The sequence below is a fragment of the Polycladidibacter hongkongensis genome, assembly GCF_001561995.1.
Lineage (GTDB): Bacteria > Pseudomonadota > Alphaproteobacteria > Rhizobiales > Stappiaceae > Pseudovibrio > Pseudovibrio hongkongensis.
On sequence record NZ_LLWC01000004.1, the window covers coordinates 1 to 23329 of the forward strand.

Below are 23329 nucleotides of genomic sequence, written 5' to 3' on the forward strand. Positions count from 1 at the left end.
GGGCCAATCAAGTTTGGTCGATGGATTTCATGTCAGATCAACTGGAGGATGGCAGGCGGTTCAGAACGCTTAACATACTTGATGATTTCAATCGGGAGGGGCTGGCTATCGAGGTTGACTTTTCGCTGCCCGCGCTTCGGGTTGTGCGGGCATTGAGCCAAGTGATTGAATGGCGAGGCAAACCCAAGACAATACGTGTTGACAATGGCCCAGAAAATATAAGTGAAACGCTGCTCTCATGGGCACGAAAGCAAGGCATTAAGATCTTGCATATCCAGCCGGGCAAGCCCGCTCAAAATGCTTATGTGGAGCGCTACAACAGAACAGTTCGGCAAGAATGGCTGGATCAGAATTGCTTTGAAACAATCGAGCAAGTCCAGGCGCAAGCAACAAGGTGGCTCTGGACATACAACAACAACCGGCCAAACATGGCCATCGGCGGCATCACACCTGCCGACAAACTGAAACTGGCAGCGTAACTCTACGCCAAAACTCCTCCAAAAATGGGGGGAATACCACTTCACCGATGTGCTGAAACGGGAAGACATCAAGATTTCCATGGGTGGTAAAGGGGCTTGGCGGGACAACGTGTTTGTCCAACGCCTCTGGCGGGCCATCAAGTACGACGAAGTCTACCTCAAGGCCTACGCCAGTGTAGGTGAGGCAAGAAAGTCTATCGGGACATACATCGCCTTTTATAACCAAACCCGACCGCATTCATCGCCTGACGGGCAGACCCCGGATCAGGCTCACTACAACCACCAGCCGCGCTTAACTCAAGCTGCGGCGTAGCTGAAGCCGCTCCATCTATAAACCGCGAGCACCTGTCCAAACAAGCGGAACCACCTCACACCCTTCGTTCCAAACAAAAGACGAGCAGTGTGGCCAATTTTTTTAAGGGGCATGCCCCTTAAAAAAATCAAAGCTACGAAAGCGGGGAATCTTCAAACAGCAACTTTGAGGAAAATACATCCAGCACTAACAGATGTGTTCGTAGTATCATCCAAGCGCGCCGCGTAAGCTGATTTTCTCTAGCGGCTGTATGTTTGCGGCAGGCGCGAGTTCTTGAAAGGATAGCACGGCAAGGTCCGCATAGTCGCGTTCAATGACCTTGCGGAAAAAGCGGCGGATATCCATGGGCACCAAAATCACAGGTGCGATACCGTTCTGCGCCGGGTTTTCTCCAATTGCCGCGCGTAGGACAGAGACCATTTTACGGTGAGTTTCGGGCGAAAGAGCAAGGTATGATGCGCCGCTGGTTTGACGGATTGCGCCGCGAACCTCATCCTCAATATCCTTATCGATCAAGTATGCAGGGATGATCTGCTGACCTGCGGAGTATTTGTGCGTGATGTAGCGGCTGAGTGCCATTCGAATATGCTCCGTCAACATCAACGGATCTTTTTCTTTTTGTCCCCACTCAACAATCGATTGGAGAATAGTACGCATATCACGAATTGAGATGTCTTCGCGTACCAAGCGTTTCAACACATCTGCAAGTGAGATTAGTGGTACTGTTCGATTAACCTCTCTCACCAACTCGTCAAAATTTTCCTCCATATGCTTGAGCAAGAACATGCATTCTTGAATGCCAAGAAATTCCGCAGCATGCTGTTTAAGAACATGAGCAAGGTGCAAAGACAGCATTCCGGTTAGCGTTAGTGTTTGGATACCAGCGCGAGTTGCTTGTTCAAAATGCTTGTTCTGCACCCAATAACTTGGTGTGTTGGGTAGGAAACTATCCCCTTCTTCAAAGGGAATATTAAACATGGCAAGATTTGGAGGGGTTTCACGCGCAATAAAATAGCCTTTACGGCTTGCTCCGCGCGCAACAGGTACCTCGTTTACCAAAATCCGATACTCGCCCTCTGGGAGGCTGTCATTTAATCTGAGCTTAATCCCGGGGAAGGGGACACCAAGATCGAAGTAAAGTGCCCGGCGCACCTTTGCTACTTCTCTATCCAGTTTTTGTGGGTTTAGCGAGGCGCGAACACTGGACGCAATGTCAACAATCAGAGGCACAGTGGGCGTTATTGTTAGGCTTTGCTCAGCTTCTCCATCCGATGCATCCCCTTCATCTGGCAATGTTGGCACATCCGCATCAGGCGATATTGCTGGAGTGAATGCAGTGAGTTGCTTTGCGCTTTTGCTTGCTGTTTCGGCCTTTGTGCGCCGAATTGCGATAAAAGCGATCGAGCCAAAGATGAGTGCCAAAACAAGAAAAATGAATGTCGGAAAGCCTGGAATGAATGCGAAACCAACCATGATAGCGGAGGCTATCATCAGCGCCTTTGGTTCACTATTCAGCTGTTTGGCAATGTCAGAACCAAGGTCTGCGTTATCCTCTGTGGTGACGCGTGTGACAATGAATCCAGAAGTGATTGAGATGAAGAGGGCAGGGATCTGTGATACGAGGCCATCGCCAATGGTAAGGATTGTATAGCGGTCCAAAGCAGCCATTGCGCTCATACCATGTTGCGAGGTGCCGATAATGACCCCCCCGATGATATTGACCGCGATGATGATAAGACCGGCAATAGCATCGCCTTTAACGAACTTCATCGCGCCGTCCATCGCGCCGTAGAGTTGGCTTTCCTTTTCAAGCTTTCCGCGTCGCCGCTTGGCTTCATCCAGTTCAATCTGCCCTGCGCGCATGTCTGAATCGATTGACATCTGCTTGCCGGGCATAGCATCAAGGGAAAAGCGTGCGGAGACTTCCGCAACACGCTCTGAGCCCTTGGTGATTACAAGGAAGTTTACGATGGTCAAGATCAGGAAGATTGTAATCCCCACGACCAAATTGCCTTGGACAACGAAATTCCCGAAGGTATCGATAATATTACCAGCATCTGCCTTTAGCAGAATGAGCCGCGTCGTTGTTATTGATAGTGCGAGACGAAACAGTGTTGTCAGCAGCAATATCGAAGGGAACGCAGAGAGATTGACGACGTCTTTCAGATAGACAGCGGCCATCAGAAGGATCGCCGCAAGCGACAAGTTGATAGCGATCAGCGTGTCTACGAGGATCGTTGGAAGCGGCAGGATCATCATAAAGACGATAGCAATCAGCAGAAACGCGAGAACCACGTCGTTCCGCTGCGACATTTGCTTAAGTATCTTCTGCAATTGCAGTCCCCAATACGGCAGGATCAATAAATCTGCGGAGACTTAGCAACTAGGAGAACGTAGAAGTGTGCCAAAGCACACACCATTTGAAAATGAGAGGCAGAGCGCACAGGAATCCAGCTAAAAAAACAGTAGGCAAGACAGTTATCGCGATAAACGTCAAATCTGTGTCATTTAGAACAGCGCAATATTGCCCTTAGCGTTAACAGAACACATCGCGGGCAATTGTCTATCTATTGTTCACGGTTAAGGTGGGGAAGCCTGCCTTTTGGGTTGGGGTAGTTCTAGGAGTGGCACCATGAAGCAGCTTGTAAACTCGTTGTTTGCAGAAATCGGTGCGCGAATTGGAATTGACCAGCTAACGCTAGACGAGAATGGGCGCTTGTTCCTAGCATTAGAAAACAACCTGATTGTGGCTGTTAAATGGCGAGAGACATCTCAAACACTGCTCTTCAGCTCTCCTGTATATGCTGGGGGAAGCTTACCTGCGGAACGTTTCGCAGAATTGCTCGAGGCCAATTGTCACTTTGCCGATGGTCACGGTATGGCATTTAATATCGAGAGCGAAAAACAGCGTATAAATTTGTCCATGATCGTTGGGGTTGCTGACCGCTGCTCCATTAAACTTATGGAAAAAATTGAGGTGTTTGTAGAAGCAGCTGCGCATTGGAACAGTGCCTTGGGCAAGGCACTCCATGAACGCAGTGAATATGGTTCCGAACCATTTGCCGGAGCGGATACGCCATACCTTATGGGGTTAGGGGACAAATTATGACAAGGATTGGACTTCAGAGCTACGAACAAGCGGCTCGTATTGGTGATAACACTGATACGCTCGCGCTTGATGGCGCTGAAGTGAAGGCCCAAACCAGCAAAGTCACGGTTGGCGGCCAGTTTATTAAATACGTGCACGCCGGCGAAGGCAGTGCTGAACAAAAAAGTTTTGAAGCCGCATTAAAGGCCGAATTTGGCGAAGATGTAGGCTCGATTGCGTTTGGAATGGGTGGGCAAAAAGCAAATGCCGCGAGCTCCCCTTTAACAAAGATGCAAGTGATTAAAAGCATCGAATTCGCGCGTATCCTTTCACGGGAGGGTGTGCCTGAAAGTCAAAACAAAATGCAACTTGATAGTGTAAAACAGCAAAACCGAGAAATTTTTAAGATCATCAGCAGCGAATATGATCCAGATATTGCGACTGCAGTATTCGCTTATCACGCTGAAGGTAAGCTCTCCCATGTTTTTGACCGTGATCCAGATAAGGCGCGATCCATAGCTATCGGATATGCGAAAGAAGAAAGTGAAAAGCGCGTCAACTTTGTTGAAGAAGATCTACAAGGTGAGCTTGCCCGGTTAAGCGAGTCCTCGGAATTGAAAGAAAGTGCCTTACGCGCACGCGTTGAAATCGACTGGGATCAATTCAAGCCAGCGGATAAACAGCGTTTTCTGGAGCGCGTTGAAAACAACTTCCGGCGACAGACGCTGGTAAACGCTCATAACCCGGATCATCGCGACTACCTTGCCGATGTTGATATTGAAAAAGCGGTAATTGGCCAGTTAAAGCTGGTTGCAGCTATTCAGGCGCTTTTCTCGGATGATGCCTTTATCAAGAGTGCTTTTGCAGATGCCGGGCTGACAATTTATTCCCTAGGTGAAACCGATATGGAAGACCTAAAGCACTTTGTAGAAAATGAGCTACATAAAAGCCTTGGCGCGGACGGAACGAAAGGGTTGTTGATCAACTTTGAAAGTAAGAGTAAGAGTCTGCTTCGACAGGCTCTGGCAACCTTGGAAGATTAAACAATAAAAGGCCCGCATTTAGCGGGCTTTTTATTTCACAGATGTATCAGAAAATCTTGTCCGTCATTTATTGGTGAGGGATTTTTACTTTGCTCAGAAATATTAATTCGTAACGCTATTATTTCATCTAAAAATTTACTTAGTTCGCTATAGAGGTTGTTACTCGAGAATCCAGTGGCATTTATCGACTGGATTAGGACAAAAGCACCGTCTTTTTCTACGCAACCAACGCGAAACCCACGCTTGCGCTGTTGAGCTGATGAGTATCGCAGCATATTGAGCTGTAATTTCTTTAAGCTCTCTGCTTGAGCCTCTTCAATTACAGAGGAAAGATGGATGACATTGTTTTCTTCGTCAAACTCCAAAATGACAAGGAAGTCTTGCAGGAGAATTGACCAAGTCTTTGCCTCTTTATATTCAACAATTTCATGGGCATCGAGTAGGGGCCCTGCTTCCATCAAGAGAGAATGGATTTGTGAAAAACGGTTCATCGAATGTCCAGTGATTTCCAAAAAGGGGAGCTAGTCAAGTAACGCGACAGGAGCTCGAACTACCCAGTTTGTGGTTTCGTTGTATAGGACAACAGCAAAGCCTTCGTATTGGCGGATTAGGATACCGAGCTCACCAATAGACAAAAGGCGCGCGCTGTCGCTGATGGATTGGCCTACAAGAAACCTCGTATTTTCCGATGTTTGGATGTATCTTTCGGCCGTGAGATTAGCACCTGCAACGGATAGTTTGGATCTACCCAAATGCCGGGTTAGAAAGCGCAGGAACTGCGGGTTTGTTCTCGCAGCCTTTAAAAAGCGTGATCGCGCTGCGATGCTCTGGCTAACATCGGCCTGCGCGCTCGCCAAGCATTGAGACGCACCTTCTGGGTTTAACGCGGTTTGTAGAACCATTGATTGCACAGGGATTGTCAGATCTTTGAGACTTAACTCTTCACTGCTAGACAGAATATCCAACCAGACAACAGATTGCTCAACTTGCCTGATTGTTAGGGATGGAATAGCGATGCATAGCTTACCCGCCTCAGGTTGTTCTAGTAAAAGCGGTAGAAACTGTTCTTTAACTGTGGTTGGCAGGCTCTCGATTTCATTTGCATCTTGCCACGCGCCCAACAAAACTTTCGCCGAACCTGCGAGCTCTTCACGGCGTGCTTCGGCTTTTGGGGTCGGCGCATTCGGCTGTTGCGTGTCTTTTTTTAAATCTGAAACCGTAGTCTCTTGTTTGGCTTGCCCAGAAGATACTCCATTTGCTGCATAAAGAACTGGTAACTTCAGGTTTGTAAGCTTACTTGCTGCCAACTGCAGAGTGTTCTTGCTGCTGTTTAAAGGCGCGTTCCTATCCGCAGGAGACTGGGTTGGTTGATCAATCAAGGTCTTTTCAGCTGCTTCCACGGCGAGCAGCGTTTTCAGTTGATCGTCGCCACCATCATTTTCCGCAATAAATTCTCGCGCCTCGGTTTCATTCTCGATATTGGTTTGTAAGTCGACAACTTGACCGTTATCTTGCACAAGCTTTACCAAAGAGCGCATCGGAATCGCTGCTGCGAACTGGTTGGAATAGGAGCGTAAAAAGCCAGACCAACGGTCAATATCTTGCGAAGTGATCACACCGCTAACTTCCAGCGTATTTCCATCTAGCCGAAACAGAATGGTATCGTCGACCAAGGCGCGTTTGGCCAGTCTTTGCACCTGCGTAAGATAGTCATCCGCGGTTTTTATCTGAGAGTCGAGAAGTCTTACGCCAGCGATATTGGAGAGTTCATTATTTACTTGTGCGGCGGTTTCTCGATCCAGAACAGTTCCCCAAAGCTTCAATGTTCCATCTTTGTCGAGATCGAAGCTGACATCAACCGCTCGAGATTTGATAGTGGCAGCAATGTCTTGGCGTATGCTTTCAAGAACGCGCACCCGTGTGTGTACAGGTAGGGACACCTGTTCCACGATATCCATGATTGCTCTTCGTTCAACAGGCGTTTCAACAAATCCTGCCAAGTAAGTTTGGCCATCAACTTCCTTTTTTAAGGTAAGATCCTGAGCAAACGGCAGCTGAGATAACCCGGTTTTTAGGTCCTCATAGGTTCCTGCTGGCAGTGCATGTACATCGTTTGATGGTAACACAACCAAACGAAAGCCGAGTAAGCCGAGGAGAAGACATGCTGCGATTGCGCCGCCGGAGACGAATTTTTTTTGCCTAAACTCCCTGCTAGCGAAAGAAAGAGCTTTTGCCCTTTTGGGCGTCCTACCTCCAGAGAGCTTGGGCTCCTCAATCGCAGTTGCGGTGGCCGCGTCGCCGAGGGCGTTACCAACCGTCGTCCATTGAGCATTCTTGGCACCAACTGCAAAGCGCAAAGTGCCAAGTGATATGACATCTAGCGGTTCAACTTCGACCCAGTCTTCGTGCCCGGCTTGAATATCCAATCCACTGGCGGAAGTTGCGCCACCATTTTTGGCCAGGAGAGATACTTTGCCCGCTTCAATTTGGATTTCAAGATGGTGCTGCGCAACACTCAAGTCCATGAGCTGCAAGTCATCATCAATGCCGGAGCCAACAGAGTAGGTGCCCGGACCTAAAGACACCTCGGCACCTGCCTGCTGGCCAGCTAAGACTTTAAAGATCATTTCGTTCATGCGATCGGTGGCCCGAGTACTCTAATGGTTTATTTTGGCAATGTTTGTAGATGTGGTTTATTCAACTACGAGATGTTGCGTGCCGCAGACTTAACAAGGTCAGCATGGGCCTTAACAAGGCTCGTCCGTGTCTGGCCGATCGTCGTGTAGTTGTTGACAAGCAGCTGTAGTGTAAACATTTTCTCGGTTTCGGCGAGGTTGCTATCTTCGTAGGTTTTTTGGATTTGAGTGTTGACAGACTCCATTTGTTTCTGGAGCGCAGTGCTTACCCGAAGCGCGTCAAGGCCAGTCTTATTTTCATAAGCACCCACAGGCGCCGCAACTGACGAAACATTAAGTGATTGGAAAGCTTTCTCAATATTGTAGGCCAATGCTAGGCTCCCGTGTTCGCAAGTTTTTGCAAGATACCCTTAGCCGCGACAGCGCCTGCGGTTAGCTTCTCGCAATTCTGATAGTCTTTAGGAGAAAGAGGTTGCAGCCTTTGCTGGGCGGCAAAACCTTCTAGGTCACTTAAAAGTGCCATAATTTGTGCAGAAAACTGCCCGTCGCCATCCTGACGTAGACGTTCCTCGAGGTCTGTGACAAAAACCTCGGCCTCTGAAGCGGTGTTCTCAGACATTCCAACCCAATCGATAAACTTTTAACGAGTGTTCTTAGTCATCATTGATCAGATTGAGCTGTAGTAGTGTCTTGTTCAGCACAGTGATTGATCTTTCGTGGATTTTTATAATCCCTGCGCGTTCCCACTCCTTGAGGCGCCTGTTGATGTTGCTGCGTGTGCCGCGCGCCATGGCGCCAAGATCACTTTGCGTTACAATCGATCCAGAAATGACCGAATGATCCGCGCCTCCGGGCTCTTTGGGTTGTCCAATCGTTTCCAGCAGGTTCAAGAGCACATGTGCCAATCGACCAGACAAGCTGGGTAGAGACAGGCAGCGTGTTGATTCTATGTACTTGCGATAGTTATTCGCCACAACGAAAGCGAGAGCTTTGCAAAGGTCCACGCTCCGCTCGCTGGACAGGTGAAACGCAGAGCGCCGAATTTTTTGCACAACGACCTCGCCAAGAGCACTGGCGGTATCTGAATACTCAGTATTTTGGAAAACGCCGAGCTCACCAAAAGACTGACCAACAGTAATAATCGAATACAGGAATTGGCTGCCATCCTCCCGGATGTGGCTCAGGCGAATGTGTCCACGCTCAACAATGTAGAGGTAGTCTGCGTCATCCTCTTGAACATAAACGGTTTCACCATTTGAGAAGGTCTGACGAATGGCCACATCCTCTAAGAAGTCGCCTAGTTCTTCGTTCAAGGCCTGAAACAATGCCGATTCTTCACGCCATCGAAGCCGTATCTTTGTTGTGTGGTTCAAGCGTGCTAAATTGCCTGCTTGATGTTTTGCAGCAACGTCAATCATCGTACTTTTCTGCTCGAGTTAAAGTGCGGGTACTTTAGATATGGCAAATAAAACAGCATTTATTGCTGCACGCTTTAATTAATAAAAGCTAATTTAGCCAACCTTTTACTACTTTCACTTAGAGCAGAACCCCCTTGCAACTTTGTGACAGCAATACATATAGACACCGCCCCTTTAGTAGGTGTCAAGGAAAAGAAATCAATTAAACTGATATAATAAATTTCTAAATTTAGTATATGTAACATATGGAATTTGGATAATACATGAGGACTCTAGATTAAATTTGTATCCTAGTAGATTAGATTGGCGTCCGCTGGGGTAAGGATAAGGTTATTGAGAGTTGCCTCATCACCTTTGCTGAGGCCTAGGTGTATTTCCTATGAGAAAATATTTGGAACGTAGCCGAAATTTCGGTATCTATCGATAGGCTGGGTGGAAAACTTTTCAATTGTTGGGGCAATATTCGCAATGGCTCCATTCTGGGCGTGTTGATGTATAAAATTTTAGTTATTATATTTCACAGATTACCACATGCAGCTAATGATAATCTGTGCAAAACAAGAGTGTAGAGATATACTAGAATATTGTCGCAGAAATGATTCTTTTTCTTTAGCATTGCAAAGTCACTTGGACATTATTGCGCTATTGCTTGTTAGTTCATTTTTTTATCAACTGGTCAATCGCCGCCTCCACTTTTGGCAAGGATATTTCTTGCGCGAAAAGTACTGTACTAAAGTACACGTCTCCTTGGGGGGTGAGGCCGACGAATAGGTCACTTTGCAGCTCAGCTACATACGCAGATTGGGAAGCTAATGCAGTAAGGTCGGTTCTTTCCTGCGTTTGGAGAGTTCGAGATCGTGAAATGACCAATGCATCACCATTGCGGGCAGGGGTAAAGCTGATCGTTCCGCTTTCGGAGAAAGAATAGGAAACACTGCCATCTGCTGCAGGTTCGAAGGGAACACCGACCGTATCGGCAAAGGAATGCAGGATAGAGAGAATTGAACTGCTAAACATTATTTACTCTTGTCTTAATTAAGCTGCGGGCGCAGTACGTGAGGGTGTAGACGGGATAGTCGGTGTGCCATCAGAGCTTTCAGCTGTCGCACCAGCTTTATTGGCTTGGAATTCCTCCTCTTCCTGCAAGGCAAGGTGCCCTGACATGTCCGAGAGTGTTGTTTGCTGTTGAACACGCGCCGCATCGCTCGGGAAAACATTGTTCGGCACATCTCTGTGCAGATTAAGGAGGTTGTTGCTGAACAGAACTGCGACGCCAGTTGTGATTGGCATAAGCGGCCGCAACAGCGCTTGAGCATCTTCCGGTGATGAGACCGATTTGCTTAGGAATCCAAAAAAGTTTTCTGCGATATCCATCACCTTTTCTGAAATTCCGAGTGTTGCTTGTCCAAATGGGCGAGCTGTAAGGTAGATGGCGTTTTCGAGCCCTTCTACAACGCTTACTAAGCTTTTTAGTTTTCCTAACTCTTGCAAGTGCGCGTGGAGTTCAATTGGCTCCAAGCCCTCAGCAGGCGTCCGCAGGCCGTTCGATGCCGCTTCTGATTGTACGAGAATAACCTCTCGGATGCTCTCAACCATTTTCTTGGGGGCACCTCCCAAAATGCCTTGGGTATCGTGGTGCGTGTCGACCAGACTACGCAGGGCCTGAAACAGCTTGTCAAAACTCGGGTCCTCCTGAAGCATTCGGCGAAAGCTCTCGCGCATTGTCGCAGGATCCGTTCCAAACTCCTCTGCTTTATCCGTAGCAATCTGCGCAACCGCAAAGCCCGCTTTAATATCCCGACCATCGCGTTCGAGTAGGGCATCTTTGGTTAGGCGCAGTACAGACAGCAGGGCAGGTTCGTCGCCTTTGCGTTCGAAATGTTCAATTGCAATATCGAGCGCTGCAAATTGGTGGGTGATATCACCATCAAATTCTGAAAGAATGTCGAGGAGGTCTTGCTGAGACAGTCCGCCACCGCTTGAACTCTGTCTATTGGCATAATCGCTCATCCGACCAACCAATTCACGCAGTTTGTCCTGTTGCGGCATATCTGGAAGCTTGTCGAGATACTCCGAAATCTTGGTGATGGCTTCTAGATTTGCCCCTTGCCCTTGTCGGACGGAGCGCGTTTCAAGCGATTTTCTATCCAACTTGGAAGAGATGGCTAAACCCATTTCCTCGGCGGCATCCATTAGCTTTGATGGGCTGTTCAGCTGTTGCACTTTGTCGTTGCGACGCTGTCCGCTTGCCTCGGCCAACGCGGGTGCGCCGACAGGCGATGTGGCGTTGTGGGTTGCTACGTTCGAGCGCAAAACTTCAAGTGACATAGATAACCTCCCAAAAGAGCTAGAAGTAGTTGATGTAGTCTTAGGTGGTTTCACTCTGCTGTTTTGTGTCGCTCAACACTTGGTTTTCGAGAAACTTAAGAGAGGAGTAGTTGCCGTCAAGTGTGCCGGACAATACAGCGCGATGGCGGTCTTTGTGCCCTGTAGGCATGGCTTGACAATGGGGTGTTTTGCGATGACGAGCAGGCGAGAAGAGATTGACCTATTGCCATCATATGAGGGTGATCCCGCCGACGCGGCGGCCCTTTCTGAGTATCTTGAGAGCGCATTGCTCACGGCTAACCAATCTTCTGCTGTCATCACAGATGACAAGTGGGAGGAGGCGTTTGAGCAACTTGCGATAAGCCTCAGAGAGCTAATGGATTATCCGATGGTTGCAGAGGATCCTGTTGTGCTTGAACTCATCTCAAGCTTACTCGCCACGCCGGATTTTGAAGAATTTGTGTTGCAATATGACTGCGTTGTTAATCGTTGCTTGGAGCTTCTTCAACAGCAAAAGCAACCAAGAGAAAAGCAGGTGGACGCGCAGTCACTGCAGGTATCTGCGTCAGATCGCACCCGCCTCGTTTTGTAGAGCAGGAGATTAAGAGAAATGTCAAAGGTTGCTTCGAGCTCGACAACGCTTGCCCCCCCAGTTGCGCCGCTTGTGCCAGCTAGCTCTGATGGCACTAGTGCGTCGAAAGATGATAGTGGTAAAGGGGCCAGCCCTGCGCCCGCACCGGTAACCGCTGCGCCAACTGAACCTAAAAAAAATGTCTGGGACGTGTTTCTTTCCGAGCTGTCAGCGGCAGCGCCGGCGAAAGACAAGCCAATGCTCTACATGCCCGGGACATTGGCTCACGATGCGAACAAAGATAAATGGACGACCTATGTAAATAGTGTTCTTGGCGATCCGGCAGCAGCCGTTACGCCTGAGATGTTGCCAGCAAACTTCAATAGCCCAACGCCTGCGGAGTTTGCGGGGTGGCACTCGGCCATTCAACTAAAATACATGCAGGATAAGATCCCGCAGGCTCAGCAGAATTCTGGCAATGCCTATATAGAAAAAAACGGCCAAAAAATTGGAGTAATTCTCTCGGAAGATGGTCGGCGCGTTATTATCGTCGATCAACTGGACAAGAGCCGCATTATGCGCATGTCGCGCGTTGAGCAAGAGCGCTTGGTCAACAACACGCAATTCCTGCAGGTTGCAAGTCGGCTTGGCCTATCCCCCAATGCCGAAGCGCCGACCGTGAATGTAAAGGTTGTGCAGGATACGATTGTCAATGTAGAGCTAAACAAGATAAAGGCTGCCGTTCCAAGCAAAGCCAGCTCAGCGCAACAAAGTCGATTTGCGGAAGACAAAAAAGTCTATGAGAAGCAGTTGCAGATGCTCAATGACGAGATCAGCAACATGCGTATCTATTCGCCAAGAGAGCTGCAGGCTAAGGTGGCGGCGATTAAGAAGCGCTTCGACCGCGCATTCAACGCGATAAACATTCCTGAGCCGAGTAATACAGCACAACTAAACACAGCGTCCAATGTTGTCAGCGCAGATGGAAATGCGTCGATTAAGAAGGCGTACAATGTCTACATCGCGCAAGAGAAGCGGATTCTCGCACTTGCAGAATCCAGCAAGCAAATGCTCAGCTTGGGCGGCATTTCATCAGATGGCTCTGGAAACCCTTTAACAGTGCGCAAGCTTGACGTCCCAACCATTGTGGCCATGCTGCAAAACCAAGCGAGCTTAAAAAAGCAAGCGATTATCGCGATGCGTACGCAGCAGCTGACCCAACTTAATACACTTTCCCAAGCCTACTCGGAAATGCAACGGCTGGTGAATGAGACGCTTAAGCAGTTTGTTGCCACGGGAAAGAAAGCAGAAGAGGAGAAACATAAACTGAAGCTACCAGAGCCAATGTCGACATTTACCAAAACGGTTATTCAAATGTTTAACCAAGATACAGCCGGATTAAACCATCCAGTCGAAGTTGACTACAAGGTTACGCGACCAACCAACAAGATTACAAAGTATACCGAAAAAACGGTGTTAGATTATGATGGGATGCGAACAAAAATCTACGACTATGTTGAGAGGATGCGTCCCCTTGAAAGCTTAGGAGGTATTGTTTTATCGGGATCTGGTACTTCTGTAACGCCCGCAACAACTGGCGCTGTTGTGAAAAGTGAAATTAGTGATGCTGAACTAGCAGCGGCGTCACCAAGCATTACAGTTTCCGCTTATGGCAAGAAATACACAATTCAAACAGCTCACTTTCTAGCTTATAAGAATGTCCCCGACACTAGCATGCCGTTTACAACTAACAACCTAAAAGATTACTCCCGCACACAATGGGAAAAGTTTTCAACGCAGCTTAGTGATGCTGTTACTCAGCTTAATCCGCAGTTGCTGACGAACGATATCAATCAGGATAACCGAGAGCAAAACCGGCTTTACGAGCAGGCGACCAGTACCATTCGCCGTGCGTTTGATTTGAACATGCAAATCGCCCGTAGTTTGGCTTAGGTGTGAGTAGGTCCAGAGGCTAGGAGGCGGTTTGAAATGCGCGTTGCGTCCATCACAATCGGTGTGGATGAGGTTTCCACGTGGCGTATGGAGGAGCGGGTGCGTTTGCCTGAGGGCAAGCGACTTAATCCTGTCTTCTTGCCAGAAGCGAGAGCGCTTGATTCCATACTTCATCGACCAACATTGGCTGAACGTCTGCCAGCGCTGCTGCTGCCGAAGTTTAGCGACACCGATATTCTACAACCGGCAGAACTTAGTGAATTGCGACAGCAAATGCAGCGTGTGTTTTTGACTGCCTCTTATCGTGCGGATGAGGAAAAGCGTAAGAAACTGAAGGCATGTGCTGATCTGTTACGCAACGAAGTGATACTTGATGAAGAGTTGCAAGAGGCGCTTGCAATGCTTTTGCAGGGCTAGGTTTTAAAAATGGCAGTTAGCAAGCGTCAACTCGATTTTTTGTTACTCAATATCTACATCTGGACACAGCACCGAAAATACGACGAAGCACTTACATTGGTTGAGGGATTGCGCGCACTGGAGGTTGCTAGCAAAGACCTTGTGCTTGCGCATGCGACCGTTCTGTTCTTGCAGGAAAACTATGAAGCGGCTCTATCGCATTTGCAGGAGCTAGACAGCATAGATCCCCAGGAACGATTTGGTGATTACGTTCGTTCAAATGAACAAACGATGCGGCATTTCATGCGCGCTCGTTGCCTTTATAGCCTGCAGGATGAAGAACACGCGCGCCGCGCTATAGATATCTATCTTGGGAGCCGGCGGGCAAAACTCGCACGTGCATGATCGCCTTTTTAAATTGTTGTTCTGTTCAGCACAGAGCTGTTTTCCAATCATGACTAGGATGGTCATAAAGGTTGGGAAGCAACAGAAAGAATTAAAAATGTCGATCATTGATATTCCTCCGATGACAGAAAAAGACCTGCAGGCAATTGTGCAGGAAGCAGACCCGATTGTGGTCGGTACGCTCGATGAATTGGGCCTGAAGGATGAGCGTTTCTATCAGTTGATGAAAAAAGGCATTTCTGTTTCTGAAATGCTCGATATTTCTGAGGAAGAGCTCAACGCTGTTTTCGAGATGGGACGTCGTGCGATTTCAGTTGGAAACATTGATCAGGCATTTAGCCTGTTTGTCATGTTGGTGCAAATAGCGCCGTTAGAGCCGAAGTTCACTTATGGGCTGGGTGTTTGTTTCCAGGCGCAAGGGAATATCGCCGTTGCGGCTCGCATGTACCTCTATTTCATTTCTTTGGATGCGACAAACCCGCAAGGTTACTTGCGTTTGGGCGAGTGTCTGCTTGCTGCGGGCGAGTGTAAGGAAGCTGCTGAAGCATTTGAAGGCGCGCTGAACATGATGACTGATCCTGTCAAAGGGTACGATGACCGGGCTTATGCGCAAAGCATGATCGAAGCCTCTCGTCGCCAGATCAGCGCTACAAAAGACATTTAACCTAAGGAATTCTAAGATGGCACAGGGTATTGGCGGGGCAACAACCGCAGGCAGTTTACGCGATGTGTTGCAGGCGAAAATGGCTGAGGTCGCAGAGAGCGATAATGCAGCGCCAGTGGAAAAAGCAAAGCCGGGTGTGCTCGCGGCTGCGGCGGCTACGCCAACGGCAACCGGAGCGGTTTTTGCGCAACATATGGCCCGTTTGGCGAGCAGTATGCAAAGTTTGGATGGCAGCCTAGCCAGTGCGCCAATGGGCGACATTGAGGTGCTGGTTGCCTCAACGCTTGAGAAAATGCAGAAGAGCCAAGAGACCATTGACAAAAACAAGGTGGTTTCAACACAAGCGAAACAGCAAGCAGCCTTGAAGGAAAAGGCAGGTAAGCTAGAAAAAGCAATCGAAAAGCAAGAAGAAGCTGCTGAAAAACAGAAGAATATGAGCATCTGGCAGAAGATTGCGCTGGCGTTCCAGTGGCTCGGTGCCATTCTTTCGATGGTTGCTGGCGCAATTATGGTCGCAACAGGCGTAGGCGCCGCAGCGGGGGGGCTGCTAATTGCAGCCGGTGTTGCGCAGATGATTATGGCCGTTGATGCGACGGTGAAAGAGGCGACAGGAACCGGCATTGCTGGCCACATCGCGCGCGCGTCAGGCGCCTCGGAAGAAGATGTTGCAAAAGCCGATCAGATTTTTGGCTATGTGATGACCGGAATAACGGCTGTTCTGGGTATCGCCGCAGTTTTTGCAGGCCCGGGTGTTGCTGGTGCCATTGGAAGCTCAGTGAAGCAGATTGCATCCACATTTGCGCAAGAGGGGCTCAAGGCTGGGTTAAAGGCCGCTTTGAATGCGCTGAAAAACCTTCCTTCGCTAGCAAAAGAACTCGGTATGAAAGCCATGGAAGAGCTTAGCAAGAATGCGCAGGCTTTTCAGTTGGGCACGCAGTTTGCATCATATGGAGTTGGTGTTGGTTCCGCCATTACTGGCATTGGTTCCTCTGCGACGGCATTTGAGGCGAGCAAGGCTTCTGCCGAGGCGAAAGAAAAACGCGCCGATGCGTCTGATTTGGATGCACTGGTGCAGATGCTTCAGCAAGCAATTGATCAGTTGCTTTCAATCCTCATGCGCTCAGGCGAGCAGATGGCGCAAGCACTTGATACCACTGTCGGTGCAATGAACGACCGCGCGCAAACCCTTGGCCGCACACAATTTGCTGGATAATTTTTAGGAGTAACTATTATGGGACCTGTCTCTGGCGCAACTGCGCAAACACCGACAACACTTGATCAAAGCCTGCTGCCACCAAGCTTTTACAATAAACAGGGCACGCTGGCTGTGCCTGAATCCAAGGCCATTGCGTTCCAAAACAATGTGCAAGAGCGCCTTTCCCAGCTACCAACGGAATCGCGCAGTGCTTTTTTGGATTTGGTTAAGTCTCCAAGCTTTGCCAATACTGTCAGTCTGACAGAGCAGCAACAAGACGAAGTGCTTGATCGTTTGCAAGCCTCCACGGTGTTGGCCGGTGAATTGTCTTCCTATGGATCAGGTGATGACATTGTGCGTGTTATCGCCGAGGCTCTACTGAAATCAGCGCGCACGCAGCATAAGAATGAGCTGGATGCGCGCCTGACTGCACGTGAAGTCATTAAAAACAGCATGCATGCGCAGGCGGAAAAAACGCGGGATTCCGCAGAGCAGACTCGTGCAGGGGCGATTGCTAGTGTCGTTTTGGGAGTAGTTGGCGGAGCCGTTTCCCTCGGCATGTCGATTGGCGGGATGAAAAGCGCCGCTAAGGGCTTGATGGCTTCAAAGAATGCAATGACTTCTGGGAAAATGGAAAGTTTTCAGGCGAAGCTCTCCAACGAGTTCGACAAGATCGGCATGACACCGAAGTTTAATCACAGTATGACATCTGCTGATGCATTTAAGAGTAAAGCTGCCTACCATTCAAGTATGGCGACAACTCAGGGTGCCATTGGCAGTGTTCTTGGTCAATTGGGCTCTACTGGTTCAAACGCAGCAAGTGCCTTGACGCAAGCCAATGCGAAGCTGGACGAAGCAATGTCTCAGGAACTTGCGGCCAATGCAGAAGAAGTGCGCAAAGAGAGTGATGCTGCCGAAGGCATTCAAAAAGCTGTCGATGATATCATTCGCTCGATAGTGCAGTTCTTGAAAGAAGCACGCGAGATTCAAAACGAAAAAATGACCGCGTTTACCCGAACATAGCCTCACCAGGTTAGGCGGGCCTTGAGGCCCGCCGCAAAAACAACACCCTAGCACTGGAGAGCATTGTGTTTGAAAGCGGATTTAAGAAGCTTATTTCCTCGCTTTGGCAAGAGTTGGGCCTTGGGGATCCTGCACCTGTGGAAGGTGGTGCTTTTGAGCTTGAGGTGGACGGTGTTCCTGTGAGGATTAAAGAGGCGCCGGACGGTCGTGGCATCGATGTTGTCACAGCCATTGGCCAGTTGAGTAAAAACGCTGCTGTACGAAACGAACAGGCAAGACGCTTACTCGAGACCAACCTCGCCACACTGCCAATTTACACGGTTGTATGTGAGCTGGTGGAACTGGCGTCGAAGCAAACAAGCGTCCAACTCAAAATATCTAATCGCGGCTTTAATCAGGCCGAACTGAAAGAGCGGATTGAGGATTTGTTTCTAGCGGCGGATGTCTACAGGCCCCTGCTTTTGGCGACAGAAATTCCTGTAGGCTCGCGGCCCGCGCCTTCGCCTCAGCTCGAAGTTGATAACGCTATCGTATTCCAGCTTTAGAAAGAAAAAAATGCAAAACACTTCTCCTACACCGGCAGCTGAGCTGGATGATACGCTCGTCAAATTTGCACAGGAAGGTCTGTTAAAAGAGCTAGGTCTGCACAGCAATGATGTTAAAGCGGGACTGATGCTTGCGAAAAGTCAACTCGACGCAGGCCGTGTGGAGCGTGCGTTGCAAATCTACTGCGGTTTGATCTTGCTCTCACCGCAAGAACCGGAAACTCAGTTGGGCTTGGCAAACTGTGCATTGCAGTCTCAGCAGTATGAACTGACCATGCGGGCCGCGGCGGCAGGAATGGTACTTGCTCCGCAAGATCCGCGCGGCTTTTACTTTTCCGGTGCAGCGGCAATTGCGCTGGGTCATCTTGCCGAGGCAAAAGAAGACCTTGCCGATGCGGTGGAATTGGCAAAAGCGGCCAAGCAGGCCGATATCGCTATGGCGGCGCAAAAGTTACTTTCTGGCCTTTCAGCAGTCTAACAACTGATCGACAAAGCGGGGGGAAGAGCCTAGTGGAAACAGAAGTCAAGCAAAGAGCTGCCGAGTTTGATCAGGCATTGGAAACTGCCTTTGTTGTACTTGGTGGCAGCAATATAGTCAGTGCAAAGCGCTTTCTGGAAATGACTGTTACCGGAGACGGTGCAGGCGCTGCACTAGGCCTTTCCGACAGAATGCAGAGCATTATCTACAAGTTTGCTTATCAAGCCCTGCATCTTGGAAGGCAGGATGAAGCGGCGCAATTGTTTCAAGCGCTTTGCCTTATGAACCCGCAAAACGCAGATCACTGGCTAGGCCTTGCTCTGAGTAGCGAGCAGTGGCCAAATGGCAGTGAACTGGTTGAGGCCGCATTGAGGAAGGCGGCAAAACTAGATCCAGATAATCCTGCAATCTATTTGCGGCTTGCGGAGTACTTTCTATGGCAACGGCGGCCTGCTGACGCGCAGGCGGCGTTGAACCAAAGGTTAAGGCTGCTCAAGCCGGTGCGTGAACCCGCTGAAATTGAGTTCGCAAAACGTCTCGAACTAGCTGCTAAGACACAGCAGCAGGATATATAACAGGGATACAGCTCAATGATTGCAGTATCCGGTTTTTTTCATTTACCGATTGCCGATGCCTCTGTAACAAATTCGGAAAATGACGAGCAGGTCAGTGTCCCGCTTGTAGGGCATATGCCGCCGGCTGAAGTGCAGCTAATTTACAAAGACGAACAAAGACATAGTTCTGTTCTACGGCAGGCTGCGCTTCAATATGGCCGACCTGTTTCTTCATCAGGTTCCGTAATAGCGAACAGCACACCTCTTGCGGGTGAAGCGCATAAGGAAAGCACAGAAACGGCTGGCGCACTCTCTGGAATACAACGGAAGCTGAGAGAACAGGATCGCCTCTATCTCAATACACGGGCCGGATATACGTTACCGCTCGGGCACAGTTGGCAGCAAGGCTTCTCTGGGTTGGGGAGACGTCTCCCTTCTGCACAGCAAAATGTTGCGGGACAACGAGCTGTTCAAGATGTGCTGGCAGACCTGCAGCGCAAACACCTTATGATGCAGCAACTTTACCTACGCTTGCCAAAAGAGAAAAGCGTAGGCACTTACGCAGGATACGGGCAGGCCTTTTTATTATTAAGCACTGCTGTGATGCAAGCTATTCAGTCCGCCGTAACGGATGAAGACTCCTGTCAATAATGAAGCTGCAACTTGGCTTTGGTGCGCCTGTCAAATAGCCGGGTCCGGTCAAACAAGCCTTCAAGCGCAGTCATGCGATCCCTGCGATTTATCAAAAGGGTAGGTAGTTCGGTAATTTCTTTGAATTCCTAAAAAACCATATCAGCAAAAGCTAGAGCGACATATGTCGATCATGACTCTGGAAGGCTGTGCCTAATGACACAACAGCGCTTATGGGAATCCGCTTAACTCTCGTAAAATGAACTTAGGAATATGTCATGGTTGCCATTTCTACAGTCGACTCAAAAACTTCTGGTGTTGCGCTTGATCCTGTTATCGCGCCTTTGCAGCCTGCGGTGCAGAGCAAAGCGAAGTCTGTGTCAGAGCTGCCAAGTGTGAGTGAGCTGCTGTCATCAGGTGTCTCCGCTGCATTTGGTTTGCAAGCCCCTGCAGATGCGGGGAACATTGAAGTTGCTGTAGGGCAGGTCTTGGCCGAGTTTGAAAGCCTCCAAACCCAGCTAAATGAAAACAAAGTGAGCGCGGCAAATGCAAAGGCGCGATCAGCGCGGCAGGCTCTCTTCGCCGAATTGCAGCGCCATACTGATCTGCAAACCAAGGTCAACAAGACGAACGATGGCGTTAGCAAGACCGAAGAGACGTTGAAGGATCAGAAGAAAGATTTGTCTGATCTTAAAACCGAGCTAAAGGATTTGCCGCTGGACCACGACAACGGGAAAGCCAAAAAGGGTGAGAAACCAATTTTGGTTAAGGATCCAGCTGAAGTAAAAAGGTTGACGGATGCAATCGCCGCCAAAGAGAGCGAGATTGAGGATACGGAAGCCACACTTAAGACGAAGAAGGATGCTTTAGAAGCGCAGCAGGCAGAGCTTGATACGAGCTTTAGTGCGCAAACGCTGGTGCGCACCGTATTGTTGTTGATTGCAAGTGAAGTCAATGAGGAAGAGCAAAAGGTTGATGCTGGAGAAGAAAAGCTAAACCAATCTACAAAGATTGGAGAGCAGCTTTTGCAAGCGAAACCCGAGCTTGACGAGCGCCAGCAGGTTCGCCGGGAAGTTCGAGAGATCATCGAGGATAAGGAGCTGAACGCGTATTATGCCGAACGCGGCGTAGATTTGGCGGCTCTTTCGAACTTGGAAGCCCCAGCCTTGCAATCGGCGCTTGCGAACGGTGCTGCCGCTTCAAAACTTATGGATGCCCTGACAAGTGCAATTGGTTTGGGGGTCTCTCAGGCAGGTGATAGTGTCGGCTCTTTTAATGATACCCTTTCGGGTGGGCGCGTGCGCTTGCATCTCGGTAACGGTTAAATAACAACAAAAAAACTCCCGGCTCTGGTGGGTGCGCCTGCCAGAGTGAAATGCGTTAAAACCCGGGATAAAACTTGGTGCGACACCCTGATAATGCTGCGTAGAATAATTTGTATAACCGCTGCCTGCCTGTTTCTAGTGGCGTGCGGCGGGGTTCACAATCAGGCGGACTTTAAGGACCCTGTTGGGGAAGCCTTGCAAGCAAACGGTGATGACACGCTGAGCGTCGTCGCTCGGCTTGCTAGCGAGTCTCGTGGCGAGCACGCCAAACCAATTAATCTTTCTTGGGTTAACGGGGAAGATTCAACGCGAGGACGCCCCGGGACAGCATTTTACCTCAGCAATTCCGAGGCAAAGCAAATCATTGCGGATCTCTCTATAAATGCGGCAAATACAATAGAAATTGGGGTCGCAGGCGGTGAGGCACAAAAGCGTGCAAACGAAGATATTCAGTTTAATTTTAAAGGTGAAACCCTCGAGTACTTCGTAGAACAAACACTTGGCGGCATTTTGCAGGTCAACTATGTAATTGATGAGCCGCTACAAGGGACCGTTACCTTTAAAACCGAGAAACCTATTGAGCGTGATCAGCTGCTTTCCCTTGTGCGTGTTATGCTAGGCCGTAACGGTTACATCCTAAAGTTGATCGACAATATCTTTCATGTTGGTCGCCCGGAAACTATTGCAAAGATTGAAAGCAATGCAGGTTTTGGTGCCGCAGGAGATTTGAAACTCCGCGTGTTACCAATACGATCCGCTACACCTGAGCAGGCCGCTGAAGTGCTAAGGGCCATATTGCCCGCAGGCGCCTCGGCCATGCCGATTGCCGGGACGGACAAAATCGCACTGCGTGCAAGACCTGAAGATATCAGTGCCGCTGAAGAGCTGGTTGGCAATTTGTACAATCGCGGTTCAGACAGCAAAATCGTGTCGATTCTTCGCTTGCAGCAAAGCTCGGCAGTGCAGGTGACTGCCAAGGTCAGCGAGTTTTTCCAAAAACTCTATCCGAATAAGACCAAACTGCCGTTCACCATTGTACCTCTTGAAGAGCAAGAATCTTTGTTGGTTGCAGTGGAAAGCAAGAGTATGCTTGACCGGATCCGCCGCATCGTTAACGAGGTGGACTACAGTTTGACGGATAGCACAAAGCTGCGCGTCATCTCGCTCCAATACCTGCCTGCGCAAGACGTGGCGCAACAGCTTTCTGAAATCACCGGCGGCTCTATCGGCTCTGGCAATGCAAATGTAAAAGAAACCGCTGTAAATGGTGCTGGTGACAAGGGTAAGGGCGATGTGAAAAAGGGTGATGCCGACAAGCTATCCGATCAGCCGTTTAAGTCTGCCAATGTGAATGCTGCGACGACCCCCATAACGTTTGTGGCGGATACACGAAACAATGCCTTGCTTGTAAAGTCGACTTACAAAGACTTTAAGCATGTTCAAGAGGTAGTTCGGGCGCTGGACCGTCCTCTGTCTCAGGTTGTCATTGAGGCGACCATTGCAGAGGTAACGATCAATGAGACGCTCGCCTATGGTGTTCAGTGGTACTTGAGCAAGGGCAGTTTTGCATTGGGGAGCGGTACAGTTGCGACTGATGCTGTTAAAAAAGGTACGGGTGCTTTCTCTCTCAACACAGGCGGGGTAGATGTAGTGCTGCAAGCCCTCGAAAAGGTGACCAATCTCAAGGTTATCTCTTCGCCCTACCTGACTGTGATTGATGGGAAAAAGGCGCGGCTTGTCATTGGTGATCAGGTGCCATTTGCAACGGGCTTCCAAAGCAATACAAGCAATGGCGCAACTACTGTAACCAATAGTGTTGATATCAAAGATACCGGCATTGTGCTGCAGGTTGAGCCGAACATCCGTTCAAACAACTCCGTGCTTATGAAGATTGAGCAGCAGGTGAGCAATGTTGCTGCACAGATTGGCTCCGCTAAGTCTAATTTGACGCCGACTATCTCAACAAGAACCATAAACTCGGAGATTGTGGTGGAAAGCGGCCGCACCATTTTGCTTGGTGGCCTTATTCAGGAGAAGCAAGAGGAATCTGAGTCTGGTGTTCCTGTACTGCGGAAAATCCCGTTGTTTGGCGAGCTGTTTAACGACTCTACTGAAACGAAAGGGACCAGAACAGAGCTTCTGGTTATGATTACGCCGCGGGTGGTTCGCAAGCAGTCTGAATTACAGTCGATAACGGATACTTTGCGCCGCGAGCTGAGCAGCTTCTAGAGAGTTGGCGGCGGCGCCCTTGGCATGCGCCGCTGCAACAACTGCAACCGCATTGA

General features: G+C 49.3%; 24 protein-coding genes and 1 pseudogene. 17 read left to right on the top strand and 8 right to left on the bottom strand.

Annotated features, from left to right (window positions below; translation table 11 throughout):
- A partial coding sequence (locus AYK82_RS00445) for an integrase core domain-containing protein (protein WP_156453221.1) occupies positions 1 to 479 on the top strand: 479 nt, incomplete at its 5' end.
- Positions 480 to 519: 40 nt separating this feature from the next.
- A pseudogene (locus AYK82_RS00450) lies at positions 520 to 792 on the top strand (integrase core domain-containing protein); the annotation flags it as partial.
- Between the two features lie 207 nt (positions 793 to 999).
- On the opposite strand, the gene sctV reads toward AYK82_RS00450, so the two are convergent.
- Positions 1000 to 3126, bottom strand: coding sequence for a type III secretion system export apparatus subunit SctV (sctV, locus tag AYK82_RS00455; protein ID WP_279626402.1), 2127 nt, complete (start codon positions 3124 to 3126; stop codon positions 1000 to 1002).
- Positions 3127 to 3424: 298 nt separating this feature from the next.
- On the opposite strand from sctV, the gene AYK82_RS00460 reads away from it, so the two are divergent.
- Both AYK82_RS00460 and AYK82_RS00465 read left to right on the top strand, forming a co-directional pair.
- Positions 3425 to 3901 carry a type III secretion system chaperone gene (locus tag AYK82_RS00460; protein ID WP_068310216.1) on the top strand — a complete coding sequence of 159 codons (477 nt, stop codon included), beginning with the start codon at positions 3425 to 3427 and terminating at the stop codon, positions 3899 to 3901.
- The gene (locus AYK82_RS00465) at positions 3898 to 4923 is read left to right on the top strand and encodes a hypothetical protein (protein WP_068310218.1); all 1026 of its coding nucleotides are present in this window, start codon (positions 3898 to 3900) and stop codon (positions 4921 to 4923) included. The genes AYK82_RS00460 and AYK82_RS00465 overlap by 4 nt, the downstream gene beginning before the upstream one ends.
- 35 nt (positions 4924 to 4958) lie before the next feature.
- On the opposite strand, the gene AYK82_RS00470 is transcribed toward AYK82_RS00465, so the two are convergent.
- From AYK82_RS00470 to AYK82_RS00500, 7 genes are all read right to left on the bottom strand, one after another.
- Positions 4959 to 5414, bottom strand: coding sequence for a type III secretion system chaperone (locus AYK82_RS00470; protein ID WP_068310220.1), 456 nt, complete (start codon positions 5412 to 5414; stop codon positions 4959 to 4961).
- Positions 5415 to 5444: 30 nt separating this feature from the next.
- Positions 5445 to 7559, bottom strand: a complete 2115-nt coding sequence (locus AYK82_RS00475; protein WP_068310223.1) for an FHA domain-containing protein — start codon at positions 7557 to 7559, stop codon at positions 5445 to 5447.
- Positions 7560 to 7624: 65 nt separating this feature from the next.
- Positions 7625 to 7930: an EscF/YscF/HrpA family type III secretion system needle major subunit gene (locus AYK82_RS00480; RefSeq protein ID WP_208976342.1), complete on the bottom strand. Its 306-nt coding sequence runs from the start codon at positions 7928 to 7930 to the stop codon at positions 7625 to 7627.
- A 2-nt stretch (positions 7931 to 7932) separates the two neighbouring features.
- Complete coding sequence (locus AYK82_RS00485) at positions 7933 to 8178, bottom strand: EscE/YscE/SsaE family type III secretion system needle protein co-chaperone (protein WP_068310225.1); 246 nt, start codon at positions 8176 to 8178, stop codon at positions 7933 to 7935.
- Between the two features lie 34 nt (positions 8179 to 8212).
- Positions 8213 to 8977 (bottom strand): Crp/Fnr family transcriptional regulator, encoded by a 765-nt coding sequence (locus AYK82_RS00490; protein WP_082733659.1) that lies wholly within the window; start codon positions 8975 to 8977, stop codon positions 8213 to 8215.
- Positions 8978 to 9634: 657 nt separating this feature from the next.
- On the bottom strand, positions 9635 to 9994 hold the full coding sequence (locus tag AYK82_RS00495; RefSeq protein ID WP_068310228.1) for a CesT family type III secretion system chaperone: 360 nt from the start codon (positions 9992 to 9994) through the stop codon (positions 9635 to 9637).
- An 18-nt stretch (positions 9995 to 10012) separates the two neighbouring features.
- A complete protein-coding gene (locus tag AYK82_RS00500; protein ID WP_068310230.1) occupies positions 10013 to 11305 on the bottom strand; it encodes an HrpJ domain-containing protein in 1293 nt (430 codons plus the stop codon).
- 193 nt (positions 11306 to 11498) lie between these two features.
- Between AYK82_RS00500 and AYK82_RS00505 the strand changes: the two genes are divergently transcribed.
- From AYK82_RS00505 to gspD, 13 genes are all read left to right on the top strand, one after another.
- Entirely contained in the window at positions 11499 to 11897 is a 399-nt protein-coding gene (locus AYK82_RS00505; RefSeq protein ID WP_068310232.1) for a hypothetical protein, read from the top strand.
- Positions 11898 to 11915: 18 nt separating this feature from the next.
- Positions 11916 to 13829: a hypothetical protein gene (locus tag AYK82_RS18155; protein WP_068310234.1), complete on the top strand. Its 1914-nt coding sequence runs from the start codon at positions 11916 to 11918 to the stop codon at positions 13827 to 13829.
- A 36-nt stretch (positions 13830 to 13865) separates the two neighbouring features.
- Complete coding sequence (gene sctX / locus AYK82_RS00515; protein WP_068310236.1) at positions 13866 to 14246, top strand: type III secretion apparatus assembly protein SctX; 381 nt, start codon at positions 13866 to 13868, stop codon at positions 14244 to 14246.
- Between the two features lie 9 nt (positions 14247 to 14255).
- Positions 14256 to 14630: a hypothetical protein gene (locus AYK82_RS00520; RefSeq protein WP_068310238.1), complete on the top strand. Its 375-nt coding sequence runs from the start codon at positions 14256 to 14258 to the stop codon at positions 14628 to 14630.
- Between the two features lie 97 nt (positions 14631 to 14727).
- The gene (locus AYK82_RS00525; protein ID WP_068310423.1) at positions 14728 to 15294 is read left to right on the top strand and encodes a tetratricopeptide repeat protein; all 567 of its coding nucleotides are present in this window, start codon (positions 14728 to 14730) and stop codon (positions 15292 to 15294) included.
- A 16-nt stretch (positions 15295 to 15310) separates the two neighbouring features.
- Positions 15311 to 16507 carry a type III secretion system translocon subunit SseC family protein gene (gene sctE / locus AYK82_RS00530; RefSeq protein ID WP_068310240.1) on the top strand — a complete coding sequence of 399 codons (1197 nt, stop codon included), beginning with the start codon at positions 15311 to 15313 and terminating at the stop codon, positions 16505 to 16507.
- Between the two features lie 18 nt (positions 16508 to 16525).
- Positions 16526 to 17512 carry a hypothetical protein gene (locus AYK82_RS00535; RefSeq protein ID WP_068310242.1) on the top strand — a complete coding sequence of 329 codons (987 nt, stop codon included), beginning with the start codon at positions 16526 to 16528 and terminating at the stop codon, positions 17510 to 17512.
- 65 nt (positions 17513 to 17577) lie between these two features.
- Positions 17578 to 18057 carry a type III secretion system chaperone family protein gene (locus tag AYK82_RS00540; RefSeq protein ID WP_068310244.1) on the top strand — a complete coding sequence of 160 codons (480 nt, stop codon included), beginning with the start codon at positions 17578 to 17580 and terminating at the stop codon, positions 18055 to 18057.
- A 10-nt stretch (positions 18058 to 18067) separates the two neighbouring features.
- A complete protein-coding gene (locus tag AYK82_RS00545) occupies positions 18068 to 18535 on the top strand; it encodes a hypothetical protein (protein WP_068310246.1) in 468 nt (155 codons plus the stop codon).
- Between the two features lie 32 nt (positions 18536 to 18567).
- Positions 18568 to 19110, top strand: coding sequence for a tetratricopeptide repeat protein (locus AYK82_RS00550; protein ID WP_068310248.1), 543 nt, complete (start codon positions 18568 to 18570; stop codon positions 19108 to 19110).
- A gap of 15 nt (positions 19111 to 19125) precedes the next feature.
- The gene (locus AYK82_RS00555) at positions 19126 to 19740 is read left to right on the top strand and encodes a hypothetical protein (protein ID WP_068310250.1); all 615 of its coding nucleotides are present in this window, start codon (positions 19126 to 19128) and stop codon (positions 19738 to 19740) included.
- A 257-nt stretch (positions 19741 to 19997) separates the two neighbouring features.
- Positions 19998 to 21044 carry a coiled-coil domain-containing protein gene (locus AYK82_RS00560; protein ID WP_068310252.1) on the top strand — a complete coding sequence of 349 codons (1047 nt, stop codon included), beginning with the start codon at positions 19998 to 20000 and terminating at the stop codon, positions 21042 to 21044.
- A 93-nt stretch (positions 21045 to 21137) separates the two neighbouring features.
- On the top strand, positions 21138 to 23273 hold the full coding sequence (gspD, locus tag AYK82_RS00565; RefSeq protein ID WP_068310254.1) for a type II secretion system secretin GspD: 2136 nt from the start codon (positions 21138 to 21140) through the stop codon (positions 23271 to 23273).
- Positions 23274 to 23329 lie beyond the last annotated feature (56 nt).

Bases quoted from the DNA above. Each gene is read 5' to 3' on its own strand.
- AYK82_RS00520 (WP_068310238.1), top strand. From the start codon at position 14,256: ATGGCAGTTAGCAAGCGTCAACTCGATTTTTTGTTACTCAATATCTAC.
- AYK82_RS00525 (WP_068310423.1), top strand. From the start codon at position 14,728: ATGTCGATCATTGATATTCCTCCGATGACAGAAAAAGACCTGCAGGCA.
- AYK82_RS00545 (WP_068310246.1), top strand. From the start codon at position 18,068: ATGCAAAACACTTCTCCTACACCGGCAGCTGAGCTGGATGATACGCTC.
- sctX (WP_068310236.1), top strand. From the start codon at position 13,866: ATGCGCGTTGCGTCCATCACAATCGGTGTGGATGAGGTTTCCACGTGG.
- AYK82_RS00505 (WP_068310232.1), top strand. From the start codon at position 11,499: ATGACGAGCAGGCGAGAAGAGATTGACCTATTGCCATCATATGAGGGT.
- AYK82_RS00560 (WP_068310252.1), top strand. From the start codon at position 19,998: ATGGTTGCCATTTCTACAGTCGACTCAAAAACTTCTGGTGTTGCGCTT.
- sctE (WP_068310240.1), top strand. From the start codon at position 15,311: ATGGCACAGGGTATTGGCGGGGCAACAACCGCAGGCAGTTTACGCGAT.
- AYK82_RS00490 (WP_082733659.1), bottom strand. From the start codon at position 8,977: ATGATTGACGTTGCTGCAAAACATCAAGCAGGCAATTTAGCACGCTTG.
- AYK82_RS00495 (WP_068310228.1), bottom strand. From the start codon at position 9,994: ATGTTTAGCAGTTCAATTCTCTCTATCCTGCATTCCTTTGCCGATACG.
- AYK82_RS00465 (WP_068310218.1), top strand. From the start codon at position 3,898: ATGACAAGGATTGGACTTCAGAGCTACGAACAAGCGGCTCGTATTGGT.
- AYK82_RS00470 (WP_068310220.1), bottom strand. From the start codon at position 5,414: ATGAACCGTTTTTCACAAATCCATTCTCTCTTGATGGAAGCAGGGCCC.
- AYK82_RS18155 (WP_068310234.1), top strand. From the start codon at position 11,916: ATGTCAAAGGTTGCTTCGAGCTCGACAACGCTTGCCCCCCCAGTTGCG.
- AYK82_RS00460 (WP_068310216.1), top strand. From the start codon at position 3,425: ATGAAGCAGCTTGTAAACTCGTTGTTTGCAGAAATCGGTGCGCGAATT.
- gspD (WP_068310254.1), top strand. From the start codon at position 21,138: ATGCTGCGTAGAATAATTTGTATAACCGCTGCCTGCCTGTTTCTAGTG.
- AYK82_RS00535 (WP_068310242.1), top strand. From the start codon at position 16,526: ATGGGACCTGTCTCTGGCGCAACTGCGCAAACACCGACAACACTTGAT.
- AYK82_RS00555 (WP_068310250.1), top strand. From the start codon at position 19,126: ATGATTGCAGTATCCGGTTTTTTTCATTTACCGATTGCCGATGCCTCT.
- AYK82_RS00500 (WP_068310230.1), bottom strand. From the start codon at position 11,305: ATGTCACTTGAAGTTTTGCGCTCGAACGTAGCAACCCACAACGCCACA.
- AYK82_RS00485 (WP_068310225.1), bottom strand. From the start codon at position 8,178: ATGTCTGAGAACACCGCTTCAGAGGCCGAGGTTTTTGTCACAGACCTC.
- AYK82_RS00475 (WP_068310223.1), bottom strand. From the start codon at position 7,559: ATGAACGAAATGATCTTTAAAGTCTTAGCTGGCCAGCAGGCAGGTGCC.